Origin of the sequence: Neisseria sp. HMSC15G01 (genome assembly GCF_001808255.1) — a bacterium.
Taxonomy (GTDB): domain Bacteria; phylum Pseudomonadota; class Gammaproteobacteria; order Burkholderiales; family Neisseriaceae; genus Neisseria; species Neisseria subflava_A.
On sequence record NZ_KV792693.1, the window covers coordinates 1 to 18,961 of the forward strand.

General features: G+C 49.0%; 16 protein-coding genes. 9 read left to right on the forward strand and 7 right to left on the reverse strand.

The genetic code is table 11. The annotated features are described in order from the left end of the window. Positions 1-311 precede the first annotated feature (311 nt). The 3 genes from HMPREF3139_RS08585 to mltG form a co-directional block, all read right to left on the reverse strand. Positions 312-1,592, reverse strand: coding sequence for a malic enzyme-like NAD(P)-binding protein (locus HMPREF3139_RS08585; protein ID WP_083290073.1), 1,281 nt, complete (start codon positions 1,590-1,592; stop codon positions 312-314). Positions 1,593-1,855: 263 nt separating this feature from the next. After that, entirely contained in the window at positions 1,856-2,482 is a 627-nt protein-coding gene (gene tmk / locus HMPREF3139_RS08590) for a dTMP kinase (protein WP_049331462.1), read from the reverse strand. 67 nt (positions 2,483-2,549) lie between these two features. Next, entirely contained in the window at positions 2,550-3,545 is a 996-nt protein-coding gene (mltG, locus tag HMPREF3139_RS08595) for an endolytic transglycosylase MltG (RefSeq protein ID WP_070461596.1), read from the reverse strand. 115 nt (positions 3,546-3,660) lie between these two features. Between mltG and ampD the strand changes: the two genes are divergently transcribed. The 4 genes from ampD (at position 3,661) to galU (ending at position 9,273) form a co-directional block, all read left to right on the forward strand. After that, complete coding sequence (ampD, locus tag HMPREF3139_RS08600) at positions 3,661-4,227, forward strand: 1,6-anhydro-N-acetylmuramyl-L-alanine amidase AmpD (RefSeq protein WP_070461597.1); 567 nt, start codon at positions 3,661-3,663, stop codon at positions 4,225-4,227. Between the two features lie 177 nt (positions 4,228-4,404). Further along, on the forward strand, positions 4,405-5,673 hold the full coding sequence (locus HMPREF3139_RS08605; RefSeq protein WP_070461598.1) for a cell division protein ZipA C-terminal FtsZ-binding domain-containing protein: 1,269 nt from the start codon (positions 4,405-4,407) through the stop codon (positions 5,671-5,673). 140 nt (positions 5,674-5,813) lie between these two features. Further along, entirely contained in the window at positions 5,814-8,282 is a 2,469-nt protein-coding gene (ligA, locus tag HMPREF3139_RS08610; protein ID WP_070461599.1) for an NAD-dependent DNA ligase LigA, read from the forward strand. Between the two features lie 127 nt (positions 8,283-8,409). Beyond that, on the forward strand, positions 8,410-9,273 hold the full coding sequence (galU, locus tag HMPREF3139_RS08615) for a UTP--glucose-1-phosphate uridylyltransferase GalU (protein WP_070461600.1): 864 nt from the start codon (positions 8,410-8,412) through the stop codon (positions 9,271-9,273). Positions 9,274-9,327: 54 nt separating this feature from the next. Here galU and HMPREF3139_RS08620 read toward each other — a convergent pair whose 3' ends face one another. Further along, complete coding sequence (locus HMPREF3139_RS08620; RefSeq protein WP_070461601.1) at positions 9,328-10,824, reverse strand: TrkH family potassium uptake protein; 1,497 nt, start codon at positions 10,822-10,824, stop codon at positions 9,328-9,330. A gap of 174 nt (positions 10,825-10,998) precedes the next feature. Between HMPREF3139_RS08620 and HMPREF3139_RS08625 the strand changes: the two genes are divergently transcribed. The 3 genes from HMPREF3139_RS08625 to HMPREF3139_RS08635 all read left to right on the forward strand — a co-directional run bounded on the left by HMPREF3139_RS08625 (position 10,999) and on the right by HMPREF3139_RS08635 (position 12,048). Then, positions 10,999-11,274: a type B 50S ribosomal protein L31 gene (locus HMPREF3139_RS08625; protein ID WP_049328620.1), complete on the forward strand. Its 276-nt coding sequence runs from the start codon at positions 10,999-11,001 to the stop codon at positions 11,272-11,274. After that, positions 11,274-11,399: a type B 50S ribosomal protein L36 gene (gene ykgO, locus HMPREF3139_RS08630; RefSeq protein WP_003685279.1), complete on the forward strand. Its 126-nt coding sequence runs from the start codon at positions 11,274-11,276 to the stop codon at positions 11,397-11,399. The genes HMPREF3139_RS08625 and ykgO overlap by 1 nt, the downstream gene beginning before the upstream one ends. A gap of 241 nt (positions 11,400-11,640) precedes the next feature. Further along, positions 11,641-12,048 carry an MliC family protein gene (locus HMPREF3139_RS08635; protein WP_070461602.1) on the forward strand — a complete coding sequence of 136 codons (408 nt, stop codon included), beginning with the start codon at positions 11,641-11,643 and terminating at the stop codon, positions 12,046-12,048. 373 nt (positions 12,049-12,421) lie between these two features. Here the strand turns inward: HMPREF3139_RS08635 and ileS are convergent, their stop codons facing one another. The 3 genes from ileS to HMPREF3139_RS08650 form a co-directional block, all read right to left on the reverse strand. Next, the gene (gene ileS / locus HMPREF3139_RS08640) at positions 12,422-15,214 is read right to left on the reverse strand and encodes an isoleucine--tRNA ligase (protein ID WP_070461642.1); all 2,793 of its coding nucleotides are present in this window, start codon (positions 15,212-15,214) and stop codon (positions 12,422-12,424) included. A gap of 138 nt (positions 15,215-15,352) precedes the next feature. After that, positions 15,353-16,279: a bifunctional riboflavin kinase/FAD synthetase gene (ribF, locus tag HMPREF3139_RS08645; protein WP_070461603.1), complete on the reverse strand. Its 927-nt coding sequence runs from the start codon at positions 16,277-16,279 to the stop codon at positions 15,353-15,355. A gap of 123 nt (positions 16,280-16,402) precedes the next feature. Then, complete coding sequence (locus HMPREF3139_RS08650; RefSeq protein ID WP_049331430.1) at positions 16,403-16,792, reverse strand: hypothetical protein; 390 nt, start codon at positions 16,790-16,792, stop codon at positions 16,403-16,405. Positions 16,793-16,953: 161 nt separating this feature from the next. On the opposite strand from HMPREF3139_RS08650, the gene HMPREF3139_RS08655 reads away from it, so the two are divergent. Both HMPREF3139_RS08655 and HMPREF3139_RS08660 read left to right on the forward strand, forming a co-directional pair. Then, complete coding sequence (locus HMPREF3139_RS08655; RefSeq protein WP_070461604.1) at positions 16,954-17,829, forward strand: YoaK family protein; 876 nt, start codon at positions 16,954-16,956, stop codon at positions 17,827-17,829. A gap of 217 nt (positions 17,830-18,046) precedes the next feature. After that, the gene (locus HMPREF3139_RS08660) at positions 18,047-18,727 is read left to right on the forward strand and encodes a YiaD family glycine zipper/OmpA-like lipoprotein (protein WP_049328625.1); all 681 of its coding nucleotides are present in this window, start codon (positions 18,047-18,049) and stop codon (positions 18,725-18,727) included. Positions 18,728-18,961 lie beyond the last annotated feature (234 nt).

Sequence of the window (18,961 nt, forward strand, 5' to 3'; positions counted from 1 at the left end):
AAAACCTGTGTTTAGGTTTCGGCTGTCGGGGGAAAGGAATTTTGCAAAGGTCTCGGCCTGATGTTGTTTAAAAAAGCTGGCAAAAATATTGTATTTAATCTCGTACAAACCCTGCAAAATCAAAGCCGCTCAAAAATAGAAACCTATTTTAAAAAGCAATCCATATTCCCACGTCTCTGTTGAAGCAGCAGATTATCATGTCCTTCATTCCGATTGCTGCATTAAACCGTTTCTAAAATACCCAATAAACAAAAATGCCGTCTGAAATACAACTTCCAGACGGCATTTTCAATCAAATACTACTTACCGGATTACAATTTCAAACCGGCCAGTTTAGCAGTATACGCATCCAAATCAGCGATTGGACGGGTAGCCACGCCACTTTCCATTGCTGCTTTAGCAGTAGCTGTAGCAACGCGAGGCAACAGGCGGGAATCGAATGGGGTAGGAATCAGGTATTCCGCGCCGAATTCAAATTTCTTACCGTAAGCAGCAATCACTTCCTCAGGCACTTCTTCCATTGCCAAGTCAGCCAAAGCGTATACACAAGCGCGTTTCATTTCTTCGTTGATGGTGGTCGCGCCGACATCCAATGCGCCACGGAAGATGAATGGGAAGCACAATACGTTGTTTACTTGGTTCGGGAAGTCTGAGCGACCGGTACCGATTACCACATCCGGACGGGTTTCTTTTGCCAAAGGAGGCAGAATTTCCGGATTTGGGTTTGCCATAGCGAACACGATTGGTTTTTCGTTCATGGTATTCAGCATTTCAGGTGTCAGCAGGTTTGCGCCGGACAGACCCAAGAAGATGTCTTTACCTTTAACGGCATCGGCCAATACGCGTTGGCCGTTGTCTTCGATGGCGTAGAACTGTTTGGACTCGTCCATACGGTCTTTGTCTTCGCGGGTTTTGTAAATCACGCCTTTGGAGTCGCAGACAGTTACGTTTTCACGTTTCAGACCCAAATCCAGCAATTGGTTCAAGCAGGCAATCGCTGCGGCACCTGCGCCGGAGCACACCAAAGTCGCTTCTTCAATTTTGCGGCCGGTATAACGCAAAGCGTTCAGTACAGCGGCAGCGGTAATGATGGCGGTACCGTGTTGGTCGTCGTGGAATACAGGGATTTTGCAACGTTTGCGCAATTCGCGTTCGATGTAGAAGCACTCAGGCGCTTTGATGTCTTCTAGGTTGATACCGCCGAAAGTCGGCTCCAAAGAAGCGATGATGTCTACCAATTTTTGCGGGTCTTTTTCATCGATTTCGATATCGAATACGTCAACGCCGGCGAATTTTTTGAACAATACGCCTTTGCCTTCCATTACAGGTTTACCGGCCAATGCGCCGATGTTACCTAAACCCAACACTGCTGTACCGTTGGAAATCACGGCAACCAAATTGCCTTTGGCAGTGTATTTGTAGGCAGTTTGAGGATCGGCATGGATTTCCATACAAGGAGCAGCTACGCCCGGAGAGTACGCCAACGCCAAGTCTTTAGAAGTAGCCAAAGATTTGGTTGGGGTAACGGAGATTTTGCCCGGCACGGGGAATTCGTGGAACTGCAGGGCGGCTTCTTTTAATGAATTTTCCATTTATCGATCCTGTTTGCGAGAGAGATTTTACAGCGAACAAGTCTGAAACAGGCTGCTTCAGACGTTTAAAATTTCTAAAGTCGGGTTGTTAACAGACAGACTTTGTAAGGGACCGTAATTTTATCATGTTCTTTTGGTGGCGCATACCGATATTTATTACATTTGTTTTGATATTTCGTTTTATTTGGTTTTATGTCTAAAAACTTCTGTAATAATATTTCTTCGCCACACTACCCTTCTTTCAGATGGCATTTTATTTAAACTTAAACATTCAATCCAAAATGACTGTCTAGCGCGGTTTCAATCTGATTTTTTACCGCGTCCAGACTTTGGCTGCTGTCGATGACGGCATAGCGTTCCGGCTGTTCGTTAGCACGTTGCAGATATACTTCGCGCACCCGATTGAAAAACTCGGCTTCTTCTTGTTCAAAGCGGTCTTTCTCACGCGTTTGGTTGATGCGCGCCATTGACACTTCCAAAGGCACATCCAACAGCAAAGTTAAATCTGGGCGGAAATCGCCCTGTACCCAATGCTCAAGCGTGGCAATATCTTGCAAGGGAACGCCGCGTCCGCCGCCTTGATAGGCAAACGTTGCATCGGTAAAGCGGTCGGAAACGACATGCGTGCCGTTTTTCAGGGCAGGCAGAATGACTGTTTCCAAGTGTTGCTGTCTGGCTGCAAACATCAGCAGAGTTTCGGTACGCAGGCTGACTTGGGTGGCAGGATTGAGCAGGATTTCACGCAATGCTTCTCCGGCCGGAGTGCCTCCCGGTTCGCGCGTAAACAATACGGGCAGTTGGTGTTTCTCAAACCATGCTTTCATTACGGCAAGGTTGGTGGATTTGCCTGCGCCGTCTATGCCGTCAAGGGTAATAAATCTGGGTTTCATATGGATATCTTCAATTTAAAGGCCGTCTGAAACAGGGATTATAAATGTTTCAGACGGCCTATTCGGTTTATTTCTTCAAAATATATTTGCGTACGGCAGCGTTGTGTTCAGAAAGATTATGGCTGAACTCGCTCAAGCCCGTACCATCCATTTTTGAGACGAAATACAGATATTTTTCATCAGACGGATGGCCTGCTGCTTCAAGCGCGGCCTTGCCGGGAAGCGCAATCGGCGTCGGCGTCAAGCCGCTGCGCGTGTAGGTATTGTAAGGCGTATCGCGTTGCAGGTCGGCCTTGCGGATTCTGCCTTTATACGCATCGCCCATACCATAGATGACGGTCGGGTCAGTTTGCAGGCGCATACCGATATTCAGGCGGTTGACGAATACAGCGGCCACATGGGCGCGGTCGTCTTCGTGCGCGGTTTCTTTTTCAATCAGACTCGCCATAATCAGCATTTCGTACGGATTTTTATAAGGCAGGCCGCTTTGACGGTCATCCCATGCTTCTTGCAGGTTTTCCCGCATCTTACGGTAGGCGATTTTGTAAATTTGAAGATCGCTGCCGCCGGCATCAATTTCGTAACTATCCGGGAAAAACTGTCCTTCGGGATTGCTGCTCAAGGCATCGGGTGCCACTTCGGCCATCAGTTTTTCATCACTCCAACCGCGCGTATCGTGGGCAATGTCGGCAGTGTTATCGATAATACGGCGCATTTGTGCAAAACGCGCGCCTTCCAAAATTTGCACGCTGACCGAGTCAGGGCGGCCTTTTTTAATGCGTTTTAAAATGTCCCAAGCCGATACTTTGGCAGACAGGCGGTAAGAGCCGGCATTGAGTTGGTTGTGTCCGCCCATCACATATGCGGCGGCTACCAGCACATAACGGTTATAAACGATGCCGTCTTGAGCCAGTTTGCGGCTGACGGAAGAGATACCTTGGTTTTTGGTAATGGTAATACGGTATGGTTTGCCGTTGTCTTTCGGAACAAACAACAATGCGGCAACCACGGCGGCAAATGCCGTCAAAAATACGGCCAGCCATTTCAACAATTTTTTCAGCATGGTAGGATTCTTGGTTTGTGAACGTGTCGGGCGACAGTATAACCGAAAACAAGTCCACCACGCCCTCCACCTTACCCAACGTATATTTTCCTATCCCGAAAGGCCGTCTGAAACCATGAATTCTCCTTCAAAAAACACTTGGCAAAGCGGCCGTTGGCTGAATGCACGTCAAACTCATTCGCCCAATTTCAGCCCGCGAGAACCGGATGAAGACATCTCATTGGTTGTCCTCCACAATATTTCCCTCCCTCCTTTTGAGTACAACACGGGTGCGGTGGAAAAATTGTTTACCAACCAAATCAACCCTGACGAGCATCCTTTTTTCAGCATCATCCACACCCTGCGCGTCTCCAGCCATTTTTTCATCAGCCGTAAGGGCGAAACCGTCCAATTCGTTTCCTGCGACGATATGGCCTATCATGCCGGTGTATCGTCATTTCAAGGCAGAGAAAAATGCAATACCTTCTCCATCGGTATCGAATTGGAAGGCTGCGATTTCGAGCCTTTTACCGAAGCACAATACACCAGCCTGCAAGCCTTGCTGACCGCCATTTCCGAACATTACCCGATTCAGGCCATTACCGGTCATCAGGACATCGCTCCGGACAGGAAAACCGATCCTGGACATTTCTTCGATTGGCCACGCCTTCAAAAAGCAGGTTTCCCCATCCGGCACGGATAACTTTCAGACGGCCTGAACACTGATTGGCAGACATAATGCTGTCACAACCGTTTATTTTCGTTATAATTCAGCTATTCATTCGGACGCATAAAGTCCGGCTCCAACGAACTTCCCACGCAGCAAGATTCCGCACCCTGAAAAAGACGGAATGCTGCCTTTTTAAAAAGTGATTACTCCATGATTTTCATCGTCTTAGCCCTCGCCGCCCTTTTGGCTGTCATCGGTTACAATATGTACCAGGAAAACCAATACCGCAAACAAGTGCGCGAACAATTCGGCCATTCCGATAAGGATGCACTTTTGACCAGCAAAACCAAGCACGTCCGCGACAGCAAAGAAACCGGCGGCCAAGGTTTGTTTATCAAGAAAAACAAAAAAACCGAAGAGGCATTGCGCAACCTGCAAGAGCAAGATGAAATCTACGCGGCAAAAGCCAAACTGGCTCATCCTGCCCAACTTAAAACCGATGTCGAGCTGGCCGTGGAAGACGACTTTTCCGCAGAAGAAAAAGTCCAACACACCGTTATCGGTTTGAACAACGAAATTACTATAAATCCTGCCGAAGCCGCTTTTGCTCCGGTTGAAACCGAAGCCGAACCTGTGGCACAAGTACCATTGATCAGCTTGGACGAATTGTCTCAAGTCGAGTTGCCTTGGTTTGACCCGCGCTTCGACTACATGGCCTACATCTCCCTGAAACAAGCCCAAGAATTGCACGCACTGCCGCGCCTTTCCAGCACACACCGCTTCCAAATCATCGGTTGCACCATGGACGACCATTTCCGCGTTGCCGAGCCGATTCCGGGCGTTTACTACCAAGGCTTCGTTATGGGCCTGCAAGCTGTCAGCCGTAACGGTTTGGCAGCGCGTGAAGAGCTGCAACACTTCGACCAACAGGTTGATGCTTTTGCCCAACTGATGGACGGCAAAGTTTTGCATACCGACTTGGATGCTTTCACCGAAGTCGCGCAAGCCCTCGACCAATTCTGTGCGCGTGTTGACCAAACCATCGCCATTCACTTGGTTTCCCATTCCAATATCAGCGGCGTAGAATTGCGTGCCGCCGTGGAAGATACAGGCTTCAAACTGGGCGAAGACGGCGCGTTCCACTTCGGCGACAACAACAACCCTCAATTGTTCTCCATCCATACTTTGGACAACAAACCGTTTACCAATCCTTTGCTGGACAACCAAGCCTACCGCGGCTTCAGCATGCTTTTGGATATTCCGCATGTTCCTGCCGGCGAAAAAACTTTCGACAAATTCATGGACTTGGCAGTCAAACTCTCCGGCCAACTCAGCTTGGATTTGGTTAACGACCAAATGGAAGAAGTTTCCACCCAATGGCTTAAAGACGTACGCAACTACGTTTTGGCCCGTCAGGAAGAAATGCTTAAAGTCGGCATCAAACCCGGCAGCAAACAAGCCCTGCGCCTGTTCTCTTAAACTTCCCCAATCAAAAAGCGGATATGCAATGACGGCATATCCGCTTTTTTTCAGGTAGAATCCCTTCGTCTTCAATATTTATCGATTTTCAGACGGTCTCTCTATCATCAGGCCGTCTGAAAACTCTATTTCGATTGCTCATGAATCCGACCGCACAACGTATCAAATACCTGACCAACCTCCTCAACCGCTACGCCTACGAATACTACACCCTAGATACACCCAGCGTACCCGATGCCGAATACGACAAATTGTTCCGTGAGCTTGAAGCATTGGAGCTGAATCACCCTGAATTGAAACTGCCCGACAGCCCGACACAGCGCGTCGGTGGCGAGCCTTTGGCAGGCTTTGCCGAAGTGCGCCACGAAGTACCGATGCTGTCGCTGACCAACGCCTTCTCGCCACAAGATGAAAACGGCGTGTTTGACCATGCCGAAATGTATGCTTTCGATGAGCGCGTTCGTGGCGGATTAAACGGAGAAAAACCAGAATACGTTATCGAACCTAAATTTGACGGTCTGGCCATCAGCCTGCTGTACCTCGACGGCGTATTGACTCAAGCGGCAACCCGTGGAGACGGCACCACAGGCGAAGACGTTACCCAAAACGTCAAAACCGTATCCAACATCCCCCTGCGTCTGCATGGAGAAAACATTCCCGAGTTTATCGAAATACGCGGCGAAGTACTGATGCTTAAAGCCGATTTTGCCGCTTTAAACGAACGACAGGCTGAAAACGGACAAAAACCTTTCGCCAATCCGCGCAATGCCGCCGCCGGCAGTCTGCGCCAACTCGATTCGCGCATTACGGCACAGCGCAAACTGCATTTCTTCCCCTATTCCATCGCCCGACAACAAGGCGGTTTTATCGCAGAAGAACACCTGCAAGAGCTGGGCTACTGTAAAGAGCTTGGCTTCAGCCTGCCTGATGGTAATTTCGGCTGCTTCCCAAATATCGAAGAAGTATTGGCGTTTTACGAACAAATGCAGCAAAAACGCCCTACTTTGCCTTACGAAATCGATGGTATGGTGGTCAAAGTCAACAGTCTGGCACAACAAGAAAAACTGGGTTTCATCTCACGCGCGCCGCGCTGGGCCATTGCCCACAAATTTCCTGCCGAAGAAGCATTGACCATTGTCGAAGCCATTGATGTACAAATCGGGCGCACCGGCGCAGTAACCCCCGTCGCCCGCCTGCAACCTGTATTCGTCGGCGGCGTTACCGTTACCAACGCTACCCTGCACAATCAGGACGAAGTATCGCGCAAAGACGTGCGCGTTGGCGATACAGTTGTCGTGCGCCGTGCCGGAGACGTGATTCCCGAGGTGGTGCGCGTAATTTTTGAACGCCGCCCAATGCAGGATACCAACATTGCTGTTTCAGACGGCCTGCAAGACGATTTGTTTGCCGAAATACCTTCTGAAACCCGCTCCGAACCGCTTCACAAACCTTACCGCCTGCCCACCCATTGCCCTATCTGTCACAGCGAAATCGAACGCGAAGAAGGCGAAGCGGTTGCCCGATGCAGCGGCGGTATGCTTTGCCAAGCACAACGCGCGCAAGGTTTAATCCACTTCGCCTCACGCAAAGCCATGGACATCGACGGACTTGGACAAAAACAAATCGAGCAACTGGTAGCACAAGATTTGGTTCGTCATTTCGCCGACCTCTACCGCCTCGATATCCCAACCCTGCAAAAAATGAAGGAAACGGCGGATAAAGCGTCAGCTAATGAGGAAGAACCATCAAACAGTGAGATTGAAGACTTTGAAAGCGAGAGCGGCAATGCCCTGCTTAGCAAAACCAGTAAAAAACAGCCAACTAAATGGGCGGAAAACATCCTCGCAGGCATAGAAGCCAGCAAAACGCCTGAACTTGCCCGCTTCCTTTTTGCCCTCGGTATCCGTCACGTCGGCGAACGCACCGCCAAAACGCTGGCGCAGGCATTCGGTACACTGGAACACGTCCGCCATGCACCCGAACCCATCCTCGCCTGCCTGCCCGATATCGGCACGGTGGTTGCCCGCTCCATCGCCCACTTTTTTGCCCAAGAAGCGCAACAGGCGATGATAGACGAACTGCTGGCTGTAGGTGTTGCCCCGCAAAGCCAGGCTGTCACTATCCCGCCGTTGCGCTATGCCGAGCCGCAACGCTGGATTGCCCGCCTGCCTGATTTTAAAATCAGCGAAACCAAAGCACTGGCCTTATGGGAGCTTGCCGGACAAAGCATAGAAGGTTTGCAAACTGACAAAGCGTTGCCTGCCGATTGGCAAACATGGCGCAGTAAACTGCAAAACGCAGCCCTGCTTGAAAATATGAAAACTTTCTTTGATCAAAAGCTGCCTGAGCTTCAAGATGAAACGATTTCAGACGGCATCAATGAGACCATAGCAGGAAAAACCTTTGTATTAACAGGAACTTTACCCACGCTCAAACGCGACCAAGCCCAAGCCATGATTGAGGCTGCCGGCGGTAAAGTTTCTGGTAGCGTATCCAAAAAAACCGACTACGTTGTCGCCGGAGAAGCCGCAGGCAGTAAATTGGAAAAAGCCCAAACGTTGGGCGTGGTCGTATTGAGCGAAGAAGAATTACTGACGTTGCTAGGATAAGACAGTATCTATGACCAATCCTCCTTTTCAGACCGTCTGATACTTTATCATGTGGTATTATCATTACATACGACTACATCTTTACACTTTTTGGGGTATAAACCCACAGTTAAAATAGGATAATAATATGAAACCCATTAAAAAATGCGTCTTCCCCGTTGCCGGTATGGGCACCCGTTTCTTGCCTGCGACCAAAGCCAGCCCCAAAGAAATGCTGCCTATCGTAGACAAACCTCTGATTCAATATGCAGTTGAAGAAGCGGTTGAAGTCGGCTGTACTGAAATGGTGTTCATCACCGGCCGTAACAAACGCAGTATCGAAGACCACTTCGACAAAGCATACGAGTTGGAAACCGAATTGGAATTGCGTCAAAAAGACAAGCTGTTGGAGCACGTTCGCGATATCCTGCCTCCCAACATTACCTGCATGTACATCCGTCAAACTGAAGCATTGGGTTTGGGTCATGCCGTATTGTGCGCGCAGGCTGCCGTTGGTAATGAACCTTTTGCCGTTATTTTGGCAGACGATTTGATTGATGCGCCTAAAGGTGCATTGAAACAGATGGTTGATGTGTACAACCAAAGCGGTAACAGCATTTTGGGCGTTGAAACCGTCGACCCTTCCCAAACAGGCTCTTACGGTATCGTTGAAGTTGAAAAGCTAAAAAGCTATCAACGTATCACCAACATAGTTGAAAAACCCAAACCGGAAGAAGCGCCTTCCAACCTCGCAGTTGTCGGCCGCTACATCCTGACTCCGCGTATTTTTGACTTGTTGACCAACCTGCCCAGCGGCGCCGGTAACGAAATCCAACTGACAGACGGTATCGCCCGCCTGCTCGACCATGAGTTTGTGTTGGCTCATGCGTTTGATGGCAAACGCTACGACTGCGGCAGCAAATTGGGTTACCTTGAAGCAACCGTGGCTTATGGTTTGAAACACCCTGAAACTGGCGAACAATTCAAAGAATTGCTCAAACAATACGCTTAAGCCCAGCCATTATAAAAAGGCCGTCTGAAATTTCAGACGGCCTTTTTCTCACACTTATTTCTTCCAATATGCCGGAGTTAGCAAAATCAGAACGGTAAAAATCTCCAAACGTCCCAACAACATCACCGCCGTACACAGCCATTTCTGCACATCGCTCAGCACAGCATAATTATGTGACGGACCGACTGCCCCCAAACCCGGCCCTGCATTGGTAATACAGGCAATGACTGCCGTAAAGGCGGATAAAAAGTCCAAGCCTGCCGCCATCAGTAAAAAGCTGAATACGATGACCGTCATAAAGTAAATAAAGATGAACGACATGACGGTCAGCGCCATGCGATCCGGAATGGAACGGTTGTTGACCTTTACCGTACGAACCGCACGCGGGTGCAGCAAAATCAACATTTCGCGCAAGCTGAATTTGAATAACACCAACGCACGCACGTTTTTAATACCGCCCCCCATAGAGCCTGAACTTGCCAATACGTTCGACAGGAAAAACATCCACAGCGACACAATCAACGGCCATTGGGCAAAGTCTGCATTGGAGAAACCGCTTGCCAATCCGATGGACACAAAGTTGAAGCTGACAAAGCGCAAAGCTTCGCCAAGGCTTTGATAAACGTCCTGCTGCCATAAATACAATGCCGAAATCAAAATACTGCCCGACAAAACCAGCAGCATGGTGCGGCATTCTTCATCTTTCCAATACACCTGCAAGGAGCGGTTGCCCAGCGCAGTAAAGTGGCTGGCGAAATTGATACCGCCCCAGACAGTAAAAAACATCAACGTCCATTCGACTGCTACAGAATTAAAATAGGCAACGCTGTCATCATGTGTCGAAAAACCGCCCAAGGCCACAGCCGACATCGCATGGCACAAGGCATCAAACCAGCCCATGCCGGCAATATGCAAGGATACAAAGGCGGCAGCAGTTGTCAGCGCATAGGCAAACCACAGCCGTTTAGCCACTTGCGAAATGCGGGGAGCCATCTTGCTTTCCTTATCCATACCCGGAATTTCCGCTTTGAAAAGCTGCGTCCCTCCCACACCCAACATCGGCAAAATCGCCACAGCCAACACGATAATACCCATACCGCCAAGCCAGTTGAGCATGTGCCGCCAAAAATTCACCGACGGTGCCAGCGTATCCAAGCCGGAAATCACTGTTGCCCCCGTTGTCGTCAGCCCCGACATCGCTTCAAAAAACGCATCGGTGAAACTCATGGACGGCATATAGAAATAAATCGGCATCGCCGCCACGACGGCAAAGGCCAGCCACAGCATCAATACCAGGGTAAATCCGTCACGCGGCCGCAATTCACGATTGAAACGCAGAGTCAACACCCAAGTAACGCACGACACCAGCAATACCGTCAAAGCCGTGTAGGCAAACACGAAAAACGCGCTGTCGTGATAAAAATACGACATCAGTGTCGGCACAGCCAACAGCAGTGAAAACAACAGCCCCAGCTTGGACAATACATGGACAATCGGCATCACCTTGCTTACCGCACCACCCAATCTGAAACCCTTATACAAATACATCATATCCCTATCATCAGAAAACAAAATATTCAGACGGCCTCATGAAAAAATAGGCCGTCTGAAACAGCATATTTTATCAAAATGCCGCAACCCCGTGATAAAGAAAAACCAAAAAACACTTGCCTGCTCTTTTTCTAAGAGTATAATGTTATACCATAACACTCACTGGAGAAAGAAATGAAACCCGATATCCACCCAGACAACTATCGTACCGTCCTGTTTTACGACAGCGGTGCAGACCAAGGATGGCTCATCCGTTCATGCGCCAATACCCACGGAAAGACCATGGTTTGGAAAGACGGAGTAGAGTATCCCCTCTTCTCTCTTGATACCTCTTCCGCGTCCCACCCCGTATACACAGGCAAACAACGCAACGTCAATATTGAAGGTCGCGCCAGCAAATTCAACCAACGTTACCAATCCATGATGTCTTCTTTCAGAAAGGATAAATGATGCAAGTCCTCTCATCTCTGAAAACTGCAAAAAAACGACACCGCGACTGCCAAATTGTCCGCCGAAAAGGCAAAGTGTACGTCATTTGCAAGAGCAATCCCCGTTTTAAAGCACGCCAGCGTTAAGCTGTCCCATCCTTCTTTCAATGTAACTCTCTGAATTTTCCGCACTTTCGTTTACCTCTAGCGCAAGTGCGGCTTTTTTTCAAACGGCATTAATCATTCATATCAAAACTACAAAGAATCCTGCCATACTCCCGGAAACAGGAAGGAAAAGTAAATAATGGTTATCCCTATTGTGAAGCCATAAAGATATTTATAACATGCCGCTACATTCTTCCTTCAACACTGACCATAGGAGTCAAAAATGAAAGTAAAAGCCCTGCTTGCAATTGCCGCCGCCATGAGCCTCGCTGCCTGTGCCGCACCTGAAGCCCATCGCCATGACCATGGTCAACGTCATGAGCACAATCATGCACACGAATATGGCCACCAACATCATGACATGCATAACCATGGCCGTGTTCAATCATTCAGCTGCGAAAACGGCCTGTCTGTACAAGTCCGCAACCTGAGCACCAACCAAGTTGAACTGCGTCTGGACGACAAAGTTGCCACCCTGTCTTCTGCCGTTGCAGGTTCAGGCGAACGCTATGTTGCCAACCAAGGCCTATTCGGCAAAGGCGCTGAATGGCATCAAAAAGGCAGCGAAGCATTCTTCGGCTTCACTGACCCATACGGCAACAAAGTAGAAACTTCTTGCTCTGCACGTTAATTTCTACTAAGCAATAGAATAGCTAAAGGCCGTCTGAAAACTTGTTTCAGACGGCCTTTTATATTGGATAAAACGAAAGAGAAATATAGTTTCCGTTCAATGAGAAAATGTAAATATGAGGCTATTTGAAGGTTCAAAATACATCCATACCCCACAGATAGTAAGGCCCTTTGAAAAGTGCTTTCTACGAGAATATATTTCTCAATATACGTCAAATCCACTATACCTATACTGACTATCTCTATTTATCAAAACTACAAATCCCAATTACCCTTCAAAATCAATCCGTTATATGAAACAGATTCAATAAACAAAGGCCGTCTGAAAACCTATTTCCAAAGTTTTCAGACGGCCTTTATCTTAGACCAAACCATTAAGCGTAATATCTGTCTTCGCCTTTACCGTCAACGTTGTCGGCACAACGTTTACAGATGGTTTCATGGCCTGCAACTGCGCCTACATCGTGGGTGTAGTGCCAGCAGCGTTCGCATTTTTCACCATCGCTGGCTTTAGCGGTTACAGCAAGTTCATCACCTACTTTCACTTCTGCTTTAGACACCAGCAAAGCAAAACGCAATTCTTCGCCCAAAGTGTTCAGATAATCGGCAATTTCTTCCGGAGCCGTAATTTCGGCTTCGGCTTGCAATGAAGAACCGACTGTTTTATCCGTACGCAGAGGTTCGATGGCGGCAGTTACTGCTTCGCGTGCTTCGCGGATTGCCGTCCATTTTTTCACCAATTCGGCTTCGGCTTTTTCATTGATAGATGGGAACTCATGCCATGTGTGGAAGAGGACGCTGTCTTCTTCGCCGCCACCGATAATATCCCATGCTTCCTCGCCGGTGAAGCACAAAATCGGAGCAATCAGCAGAACCAAACTGCGTGTGATGTGATACAGGGCAGTTTGCGCGCTGCGTCGTGCATGGCTGTCTGCTTTGGTGGTGTAGAGGCGGTCTTTCAGAATATCGAGGTAGAACGCGCCCAAGTCTTCCGAGCAGAAAGAAACAATGTCTTTTACGGCAAAATGGAAGGCATAGCGCGGATAGTAATCGCCTGCCAGACGCTCTTGCAGCTGACGTGCCAATACCACGGCGTAGCGGTCGATTTCGACCATGTCTGCCTGCGGTACGGCATCTTCAATAGGATTGAAGTCGCTGAGGTTGGCAAACAGGAAGCTCAAGGTATTGCGGATACGACGATAGCTTTCAGTTACGCGCTTAAGGATTTCTTTGGAAATCGCCAATTCGCCGCTGTAATCGGTAGATGCCGCCCACAGGCGCAGGATGTCTGCGCCGAATTCGTTGTAAACTTCTTGCGGTGCAACAACGTTACCGATGGATTTCGACATTTTGCGGCCGTTTTGGTCAACCACGAAACCATGGGTCAGCAGCTGTTTGTATGGCGCGCGACCCATTGATGAGGCACAACCGGTCAACATAGACGATTGGAACCAGCCGCGGTGTTGGTCGCTGCCTTCGAGGTAGAGGTCGGCGGGCCATTCCAATTCTTCGCGTTGTTTCAAGACGGAATAATGGGTCGAGCCGGAGTCGAACCATACGTCCATAGTGTCGGAAAGTTTGTCGTAATTTTCACAATCTTCCGCGCTCAAGAGTTCGCTCTTATCAAGAGAGAACCATGCTTCGATGCCTTTTCCTTCGATTTTTTGGGCAACTTTTTCCAACAACTCGGCAGAGTTTGGATGCAATTCACCAGTCTCTTTGTGAACAAAGAAAGTCATCGGTGTGCCCCAATAGCGTTGGCGAGAAACCACCCAGTCAGGACGACCTTCAATCATGGCTTCTAAACGCGCACGACCCCATGATGGGAAGAATTCGGTGTCATCAACGGCTTTGATGGCTTTGTCGCGCAGGGTTTTACCGTCGGCACCTGCTTTGTCCATACCGACAAACCATTGGCCGGTCGCACGGTAAATCAGCGGGGTTTTGTGGCGCCAGCAGTGTGCATAGCTGTGTTCGATTTTGCTGCTTGCCAAGAGGTTGCCGGTTTCTTCCAACCATTGCAGGATAACGGGATTGGCTTCCCAAACTCGCATACCAGCAACACGAGGTGTTTCACTGATGTATTTGCCTTCGGCATTTACAGGGTTGTAAAGCTCAATGCCGTATTTATTGCAGACAGCGTAGTCTTCCAGACCATGAGCAGGCGCAGTATGCACCAAGCCGGTACCGGCATCGGTGGTAACGTGGTCGCCATTGAGCATGGGAATATCGCGTTCGAGGAACGGATGATTCATGTGCAGGTTTTCCAGCTTGTCACCTGTGGTTTCTGCCAATACATTTAGGTCGTCTGAAGCAAAACCGTAGCGTTTGAGCGCATCTTCTGCCAAATCTTTAGCCAACACCAATTTGCCTTTAGGCGTATCAATCAGTTGATACACCACGTCTGCGCCAGCTGAAACAGCTTGGCTCGCAGGCAAAGTCCAAGGCGTGGTTGTCCAAATAACGGCAAATGCTTTGCCTTCGATACTTGCCAAACCGAATGCGGCGGCAAGCGCGGCAGTGTCTTTAAACGGATAACCGACGTCAATCGCAGGCGATACTTTGTCTTTATATTCCACTTCGGCTTCGGCCAGCGAAGAGCCGCAGTCCAAGCAGAACTGAACCGGTTTCGCGCCGCGGTAGAGATAGCCGGATTTGTAGATTTCGCCGAGCATACGCACGGTATCGGCTTCGGTTTTGAAATCCATGGTCAGGTAAGGATTATCCCAGTCGCCCAACACACCCAAGCGAATAAAGTCTTTTTTCTGGCGGGCAATCTGTTCGGCGGCATATTCGCGGCACAATTCGCGGAAACGGGCTTTAGGCATATCTTTGCCGTGCAGTTTTTCTACCATTACTTCGATAGGCAAACCGTGGCAATCCCAACCCGGTACATAAGGCGCGTCAAAACCGGCTTGGGTTTTGCTGCGGATAATGATGTCTTTGAGAATTTTATTGACGGCATGACCGATGTGGATGTCGCCGTTGGCATACGGAGGACCGTCGTGCAGAATAAATTTCGGACGGCCTTTGGCGATTTCTCGCAGTTTTTGATAGCGTTTTTGCTCGTACCAGCTTTTCAGCCATGCAGGCTCGCGCTTGGCAAGATTGCCGCGCATTGGAAACGGGCTCTCGAGCAGGTTTACGGTTTTACTGTAATCGGTCATTTTTTGATCTCTATTGTTGCGGTATTTCGGTTTCAGACGGCCTGATTGCTCATTTTGAAAAGAACAGGCCGTCTGAAAAAATTCAAAGGACTTATTGTAGCCCAATTGTCTTGATTTTATAAGCTTCTAGAAGCGTTTCTATGCTTCCCAAACCCTTGCATCTTCCATATCTTGCAAAATTTGGGTTTTCAATGCTTCGATACTCTCAAATTTTTTCTCGTCACGCAGTTTGTGCAGGAAGCGAACGAAGATACGTTGTCCGTACAAATCGCCGTTGAAATCGAACAGATGGACTTCCAGCTTTTGCGAGCGGTTGTTGCTGACAGTGGGGTTAAAACCAAAGCTGGCAACGCCTCGGCGCGTACCGAATGTGCCATCTGCTTCAACGACAAATACGCCGCTTAGCGCATAATGATACGGAGGAAGCTGGACATTGGCGGTAGGCGCGTTGATGGTGCGGCCGAGTTTTTGTCCGTGTTTGACCTTGCCGCTTAAAACGTAATCATGGCCCAATAGTCTTTTGGCGTATTCCAACTTGCCGTCTGAAAGGGCTTGGCGGACGGCGGTACTGCTGGTACGGATGTCTTCAACGATAACGGACGGCGTGCGCTCGGTTTGCATATCGGGCTGTTGAGCCAAGAGTTCAAAACAGCCTTCACGGCCGGCACCGAAACGGAAATCGTCGCCAATCAACAAATAACGCGTGTTGAGCGTTTGGCGCAAAAGCTGGTCGATAAACGCTTGCGCGCTCATATCGGAGAAAGCTTGGTTAAAACGCAAGACCCAAACGGCATCCACGCAGCCGGTTTCACGCAAAAGGCGCAATTTGGTACGCAGCGGGCTGATGCGGTAAGGCAGCTTTTTCCCGGCTTTGCGCGCAAAAAATTCTTTGGGCTGAGGCTCAAAAACAACAACGACAACAGGCAGACCGCGCTGGTCTGCCTCTCGTTTGAGTTTTTGTAGAATGTGTTTGTGCCCGAGGTGTACGCCATCGAAGTTGCCGATGGTTACGGCGGCTCCTTGCGGAAATTTGGGCGCGTGTCGCTGTCCAAGCCAGATGTTCATGGGTGGTGGGTATTGTGTTTGAATAGGCGGCTATTGTAAACGTTATTGCCGTTTCAATAAACCTTAGGCCGTCTGAAACCAATAAATATATGCTTTCAGACGGCCCTAAAGTTTGTTAATACCTTACCACCACCAAGGATAACGGCCAAACGGATAGCCCCAATCGTCGTAATAACGATAGTAACGGGCTTCGCGCAGCTGTTCTTGAGAAATATAGTTTTGCCATGCCATTTTGTAGCAGGCTTGGAACATCGGATCGGAAACTTTGTCGATATATTTGAGGCGGAAGGCTTTTTGTTCCGCAGTTGCGGCACCGGGTTTGCCTTCTTCGTCAAATTTGCGGCGGATCAGCGCGGCAGTCTCCTGATCGCATTGGGCAGCAAGATGTACTTGAAGATCCTGCTCATAGCGTTTCTGCGCTTGGGCGCGTGCGGCTTTTTGCTCAGGCGTGGTGGCGCAGGCGGCAAGTAATGCGGCAGCACCAATCAATAAAGTCAGGCGGATAGGATTCATCGGATGTTTCCTTATAGTCATGTATAGCTATTAATGTACGCCCTCATCTTGTAATGGGCAAGTGTGGCAACTTGGGGACACTTTCATATTATTTGTTCTTGGCAGCAGGCAGTTGCATATAAAATACACCCAATATAAATGCTCGCTCCTACCCTCAATCAATGAACGACGACAAACCGCCCCACTCCTACCGATTGCGCCACCACAGGCAACACACGCCGCCGTTTTGGCAGGCGGACCGTCCGTATCTGCACGAACACAATATTTCCGATGCCCGTTTTAGACGGCTGGGCTACATCATGGCCTTTCTTGCCGGTGCGATTAATGCCGGCGGTTACTTCGCATTCTCACGTTATACCTCCCACGTTACCGGCTCAATGTCGCTGTTGGCAGATGTTTTGTATCTTCAAGAGTGGAGTGTGGCCATTATTGCCACAATCAGCGTGTTATGTTTTGTTGCCGGTGCCGCGCATTCGGGTTGGGTGATTTTGTGGACGCAGCAGATGCGTTTCCGTGGCAGCTTTGGGTTTTCCATGTGGCTGGAAGCAGTTTATCTGTTGATATTCGGTTGGTTCGGTATTGCCGCGATGGAATGGGATTTTGGCGGCTCTGATTTTATTATGCCGTCTTTAGCATTGTTTTTATTGTGTTTTATTATGGGCATGCACAATACGGTTATCACGCTTCTTTCCGGCGGTGCCATCCGCTCCACCCACATGACCGGTACGGCGACCGACTTGGGCATTGAAATTTCACGCGCGCTTTATTACTCCAAACAGCATCATCCGCGCCTGCCGCACGTCCGCGTCAACAAACCGAAAATGTGGCTTTTAAGCGGCTTGATGCTGTCGTTTTTGCTGGGCGGCGTGGTTGGCGCATGGGGTTATCATCTGGTCGGCCATCATTTCGCCCTGCCCGTTTCCGCCGTTTTGCTCATACTGGGTGCAGGTTCAGTGGGATACGATGTCAAGGTCAGATTGAAATGGGCATTCGTCAACTGGTATCGCCGCAAGCAGAAAAAACGGAAGAAACTGTAAAAAACTTTGCTTGTTATTTCGCGGCAAAATGACCAAACTGTCGGAGAAATGCAGAAATGCTTCAGAATTATGTTAACTGGCAAATATTTTCGTAATATCGGGTTAAACCCGTTCTTTTGCGTTTCGGATATTCGGTATCATTAATTCGTAACGACCCACGCGGTTTTTATTCATTTTTTCAGACGGCCCGAGCCGTCATCTAAAAAGAGGATACGACATGAAATTCTTGAAACCACTGACCGTTATTGCTACTGCAATTCCTTTGGCGCTCACCGGCTGTGTAACTGATCCTGCTACCGGTCAACAATCCGCCAGCAAAACCGCTATGTACGGTTTGGGCGGTGCGGCTGTTTGCGGTATCGTTGGTGCGCTGACCCACGGCGGCAAAGGCGCGCGTAACTCCGCATTGGCTTGTGGTGCAGTAGGTGCCGGTATCGGCGGTTACATGGACTACCAAGAGAAAAAACTGCGTCAAAGCTTGGCCAACACCAACATCGAAGTTGAACGTCAAGGCAACCAAATCAAACTGGTTATGCCTGAAAACGTAACCTTCGCTACCGGCAGCGCTGCCCTGAGTGGCCATGCTCAAAGCGCCTTGTCTGCCGCTGCGCAAACTTTGGTTCAATATCCTGACACGACTTTGACCATCAATGGCCACACCGACAACACCGGTAACGACGCCATCAACGAGCCATTGTCTCGCAACCGCGCCGAATCTGTTGCTACCTTCCTGCAATCCCGTGGCGTAAGCAGCACCCGTTTGAGCACTTTCGGTTACGGCTCCCGTCAACCAATCGCCTCCAACGCTACTGTTGAAGGCCGCGCACAAAACCGCCGCGTTGAAATCTTGATCAACCCTGATCAACGCGCCATTGATGCTGCTAAAAAACAAATGTAATCTGACATCCGTCTGATTCCCATACTTAAGGCCGTCTGAAATTTTAGACGGCCTTTTTCTTTGTAGATTTTGTTTGCAATTTCTCCCCCTCAATCCAACTCATCATAAAATTTATTCCTTTATTAACAATACTTTTCAATTTTTCCTTCAAAAAAACTGTATTAATACTCTAATTTTTACATTAACTTAGAGTATAATTCCTAAAATTTTAAAAACACGCCTCATGCCGTCTGA

What these genes read in the sequence shown, in the direction of transcription:
- HMPREF3139_RS08655 (WP_070461604.1), top strand. Translation starts at nt 16,954, where the DNA reads ATGAACGACGACAAACCGCCCCACTCCTACCGATTGCGCCACCACAGG.
- ykgO (WP_003685279.1), top strand. Translation starts at nt 11,274, where the DNA reads ATGCAAGTCCTCTCATCTCTGAAAACTGCAAAAAAACGACACCGCGAC.
- HMPREF3139_RS08625 (WP_049328620.1), top strand. Translation starts at nt 10,999, where the DNA reads ATGAAACCCGATATCCACCCAGACAACTATCGTACCGTCCTGTTTTAC.
- HMPREF3139_RS08635 (WP_070461602.1), top strand. Translation starts at nt 11,641, where the DNA reads ATGAAAGTAAAAGCCCTGCTTGCAATTGCCGCCGCCATGAGCCTCGCT.
- HMPREF3139_RS08650 (WP_049331430.1), bottom strand. Translation starts at nt 16,792, where the DNA reads ATGAATCCTATCCGCCTGACTTTATTGATTGGTGCTGCCGCATTACTT.
- ligA (WP_070461599.1), top strand. Translation starts at nt 5,814, where the DNA reads ATGAATCCGACCGCACAACGTATCAAATACCTGACCAACCTCCTCAAC.
- HMPREF3139_RS08660 (WP_049328625.1), top strand. Translation starts at nt 18,047, where the DNA reads ATGAAATTCTTGAAACCACTGACCGTTATTGCTACTGCAATTCCTTTG.
- HMPREF3139_RS08585 (WP_083290073.1), bottom strand. Translation starts at nt 1,592, where the DNA reads ATGGAAAATTCATTAAAAGAAGCCGCCCTGCAGTTCCACGAATTCCCC.
- tmk (WP_049331462.1), bottom strand. Translation starts at nt 2,482, where the DNA reads ATGAAACCCAGATTTATTACCCTTGACGGCATAGACGGCGCAGGCAAA.
- ileS (WP_070461642.1), bottom strand. Translation starts at nt 15,214, where the DNA reads ATGACCGATTACAGTAAAACCGTAAACCTGCTCGAGAGCCCGTTTCCA.
- mltG (WP_070461596.1), bottom strand. Translation starts at nt 3,545, where the DNA reads ATGCTGAAAAAATTGTTGAAATGGCTGGCCGTATTTTTGACGGCATTT.
- ampD (WP_070461597.1), top strand. Translation starts at nt 3,661, where the DNA reads ATGAATTCTCCTTCAAAAAACACTTGGCAAAGCGGCCGTTGGCTGAAT.
- galU (WP_070461600.1), top strand. Translation starts at nt 8,410, where the DNA reads ATGAAACCCATTAAAAAATGCGTCTTCCCCGTTGCCGGTATGGGCACC.
- HMPREF3139_RS08620 (WP_070461601.1), bottom strand. Translation starts at nt 10,824, where the DNA reads ATGATGTATTTGTATAAGGGTTTCAGATTGGGTGGTGCGGTAAGCAAG.
- ribF (WP_070461603.1), bottom strand. Translation starts at nt 16,279, where the DNA reads ATGAACATCTGGCTTGGACAGCGACACGCGCCCAAATTTCCGCAAGGA.
- HMPREF3139_RS08605 (WP_070461598.1), top strand. Translation starts at nt 4,405, where the DNA reads ATGATTTTCATCGTCTTAGCCCTCGCCGCCCTTTTGGCTGTCATCGGT.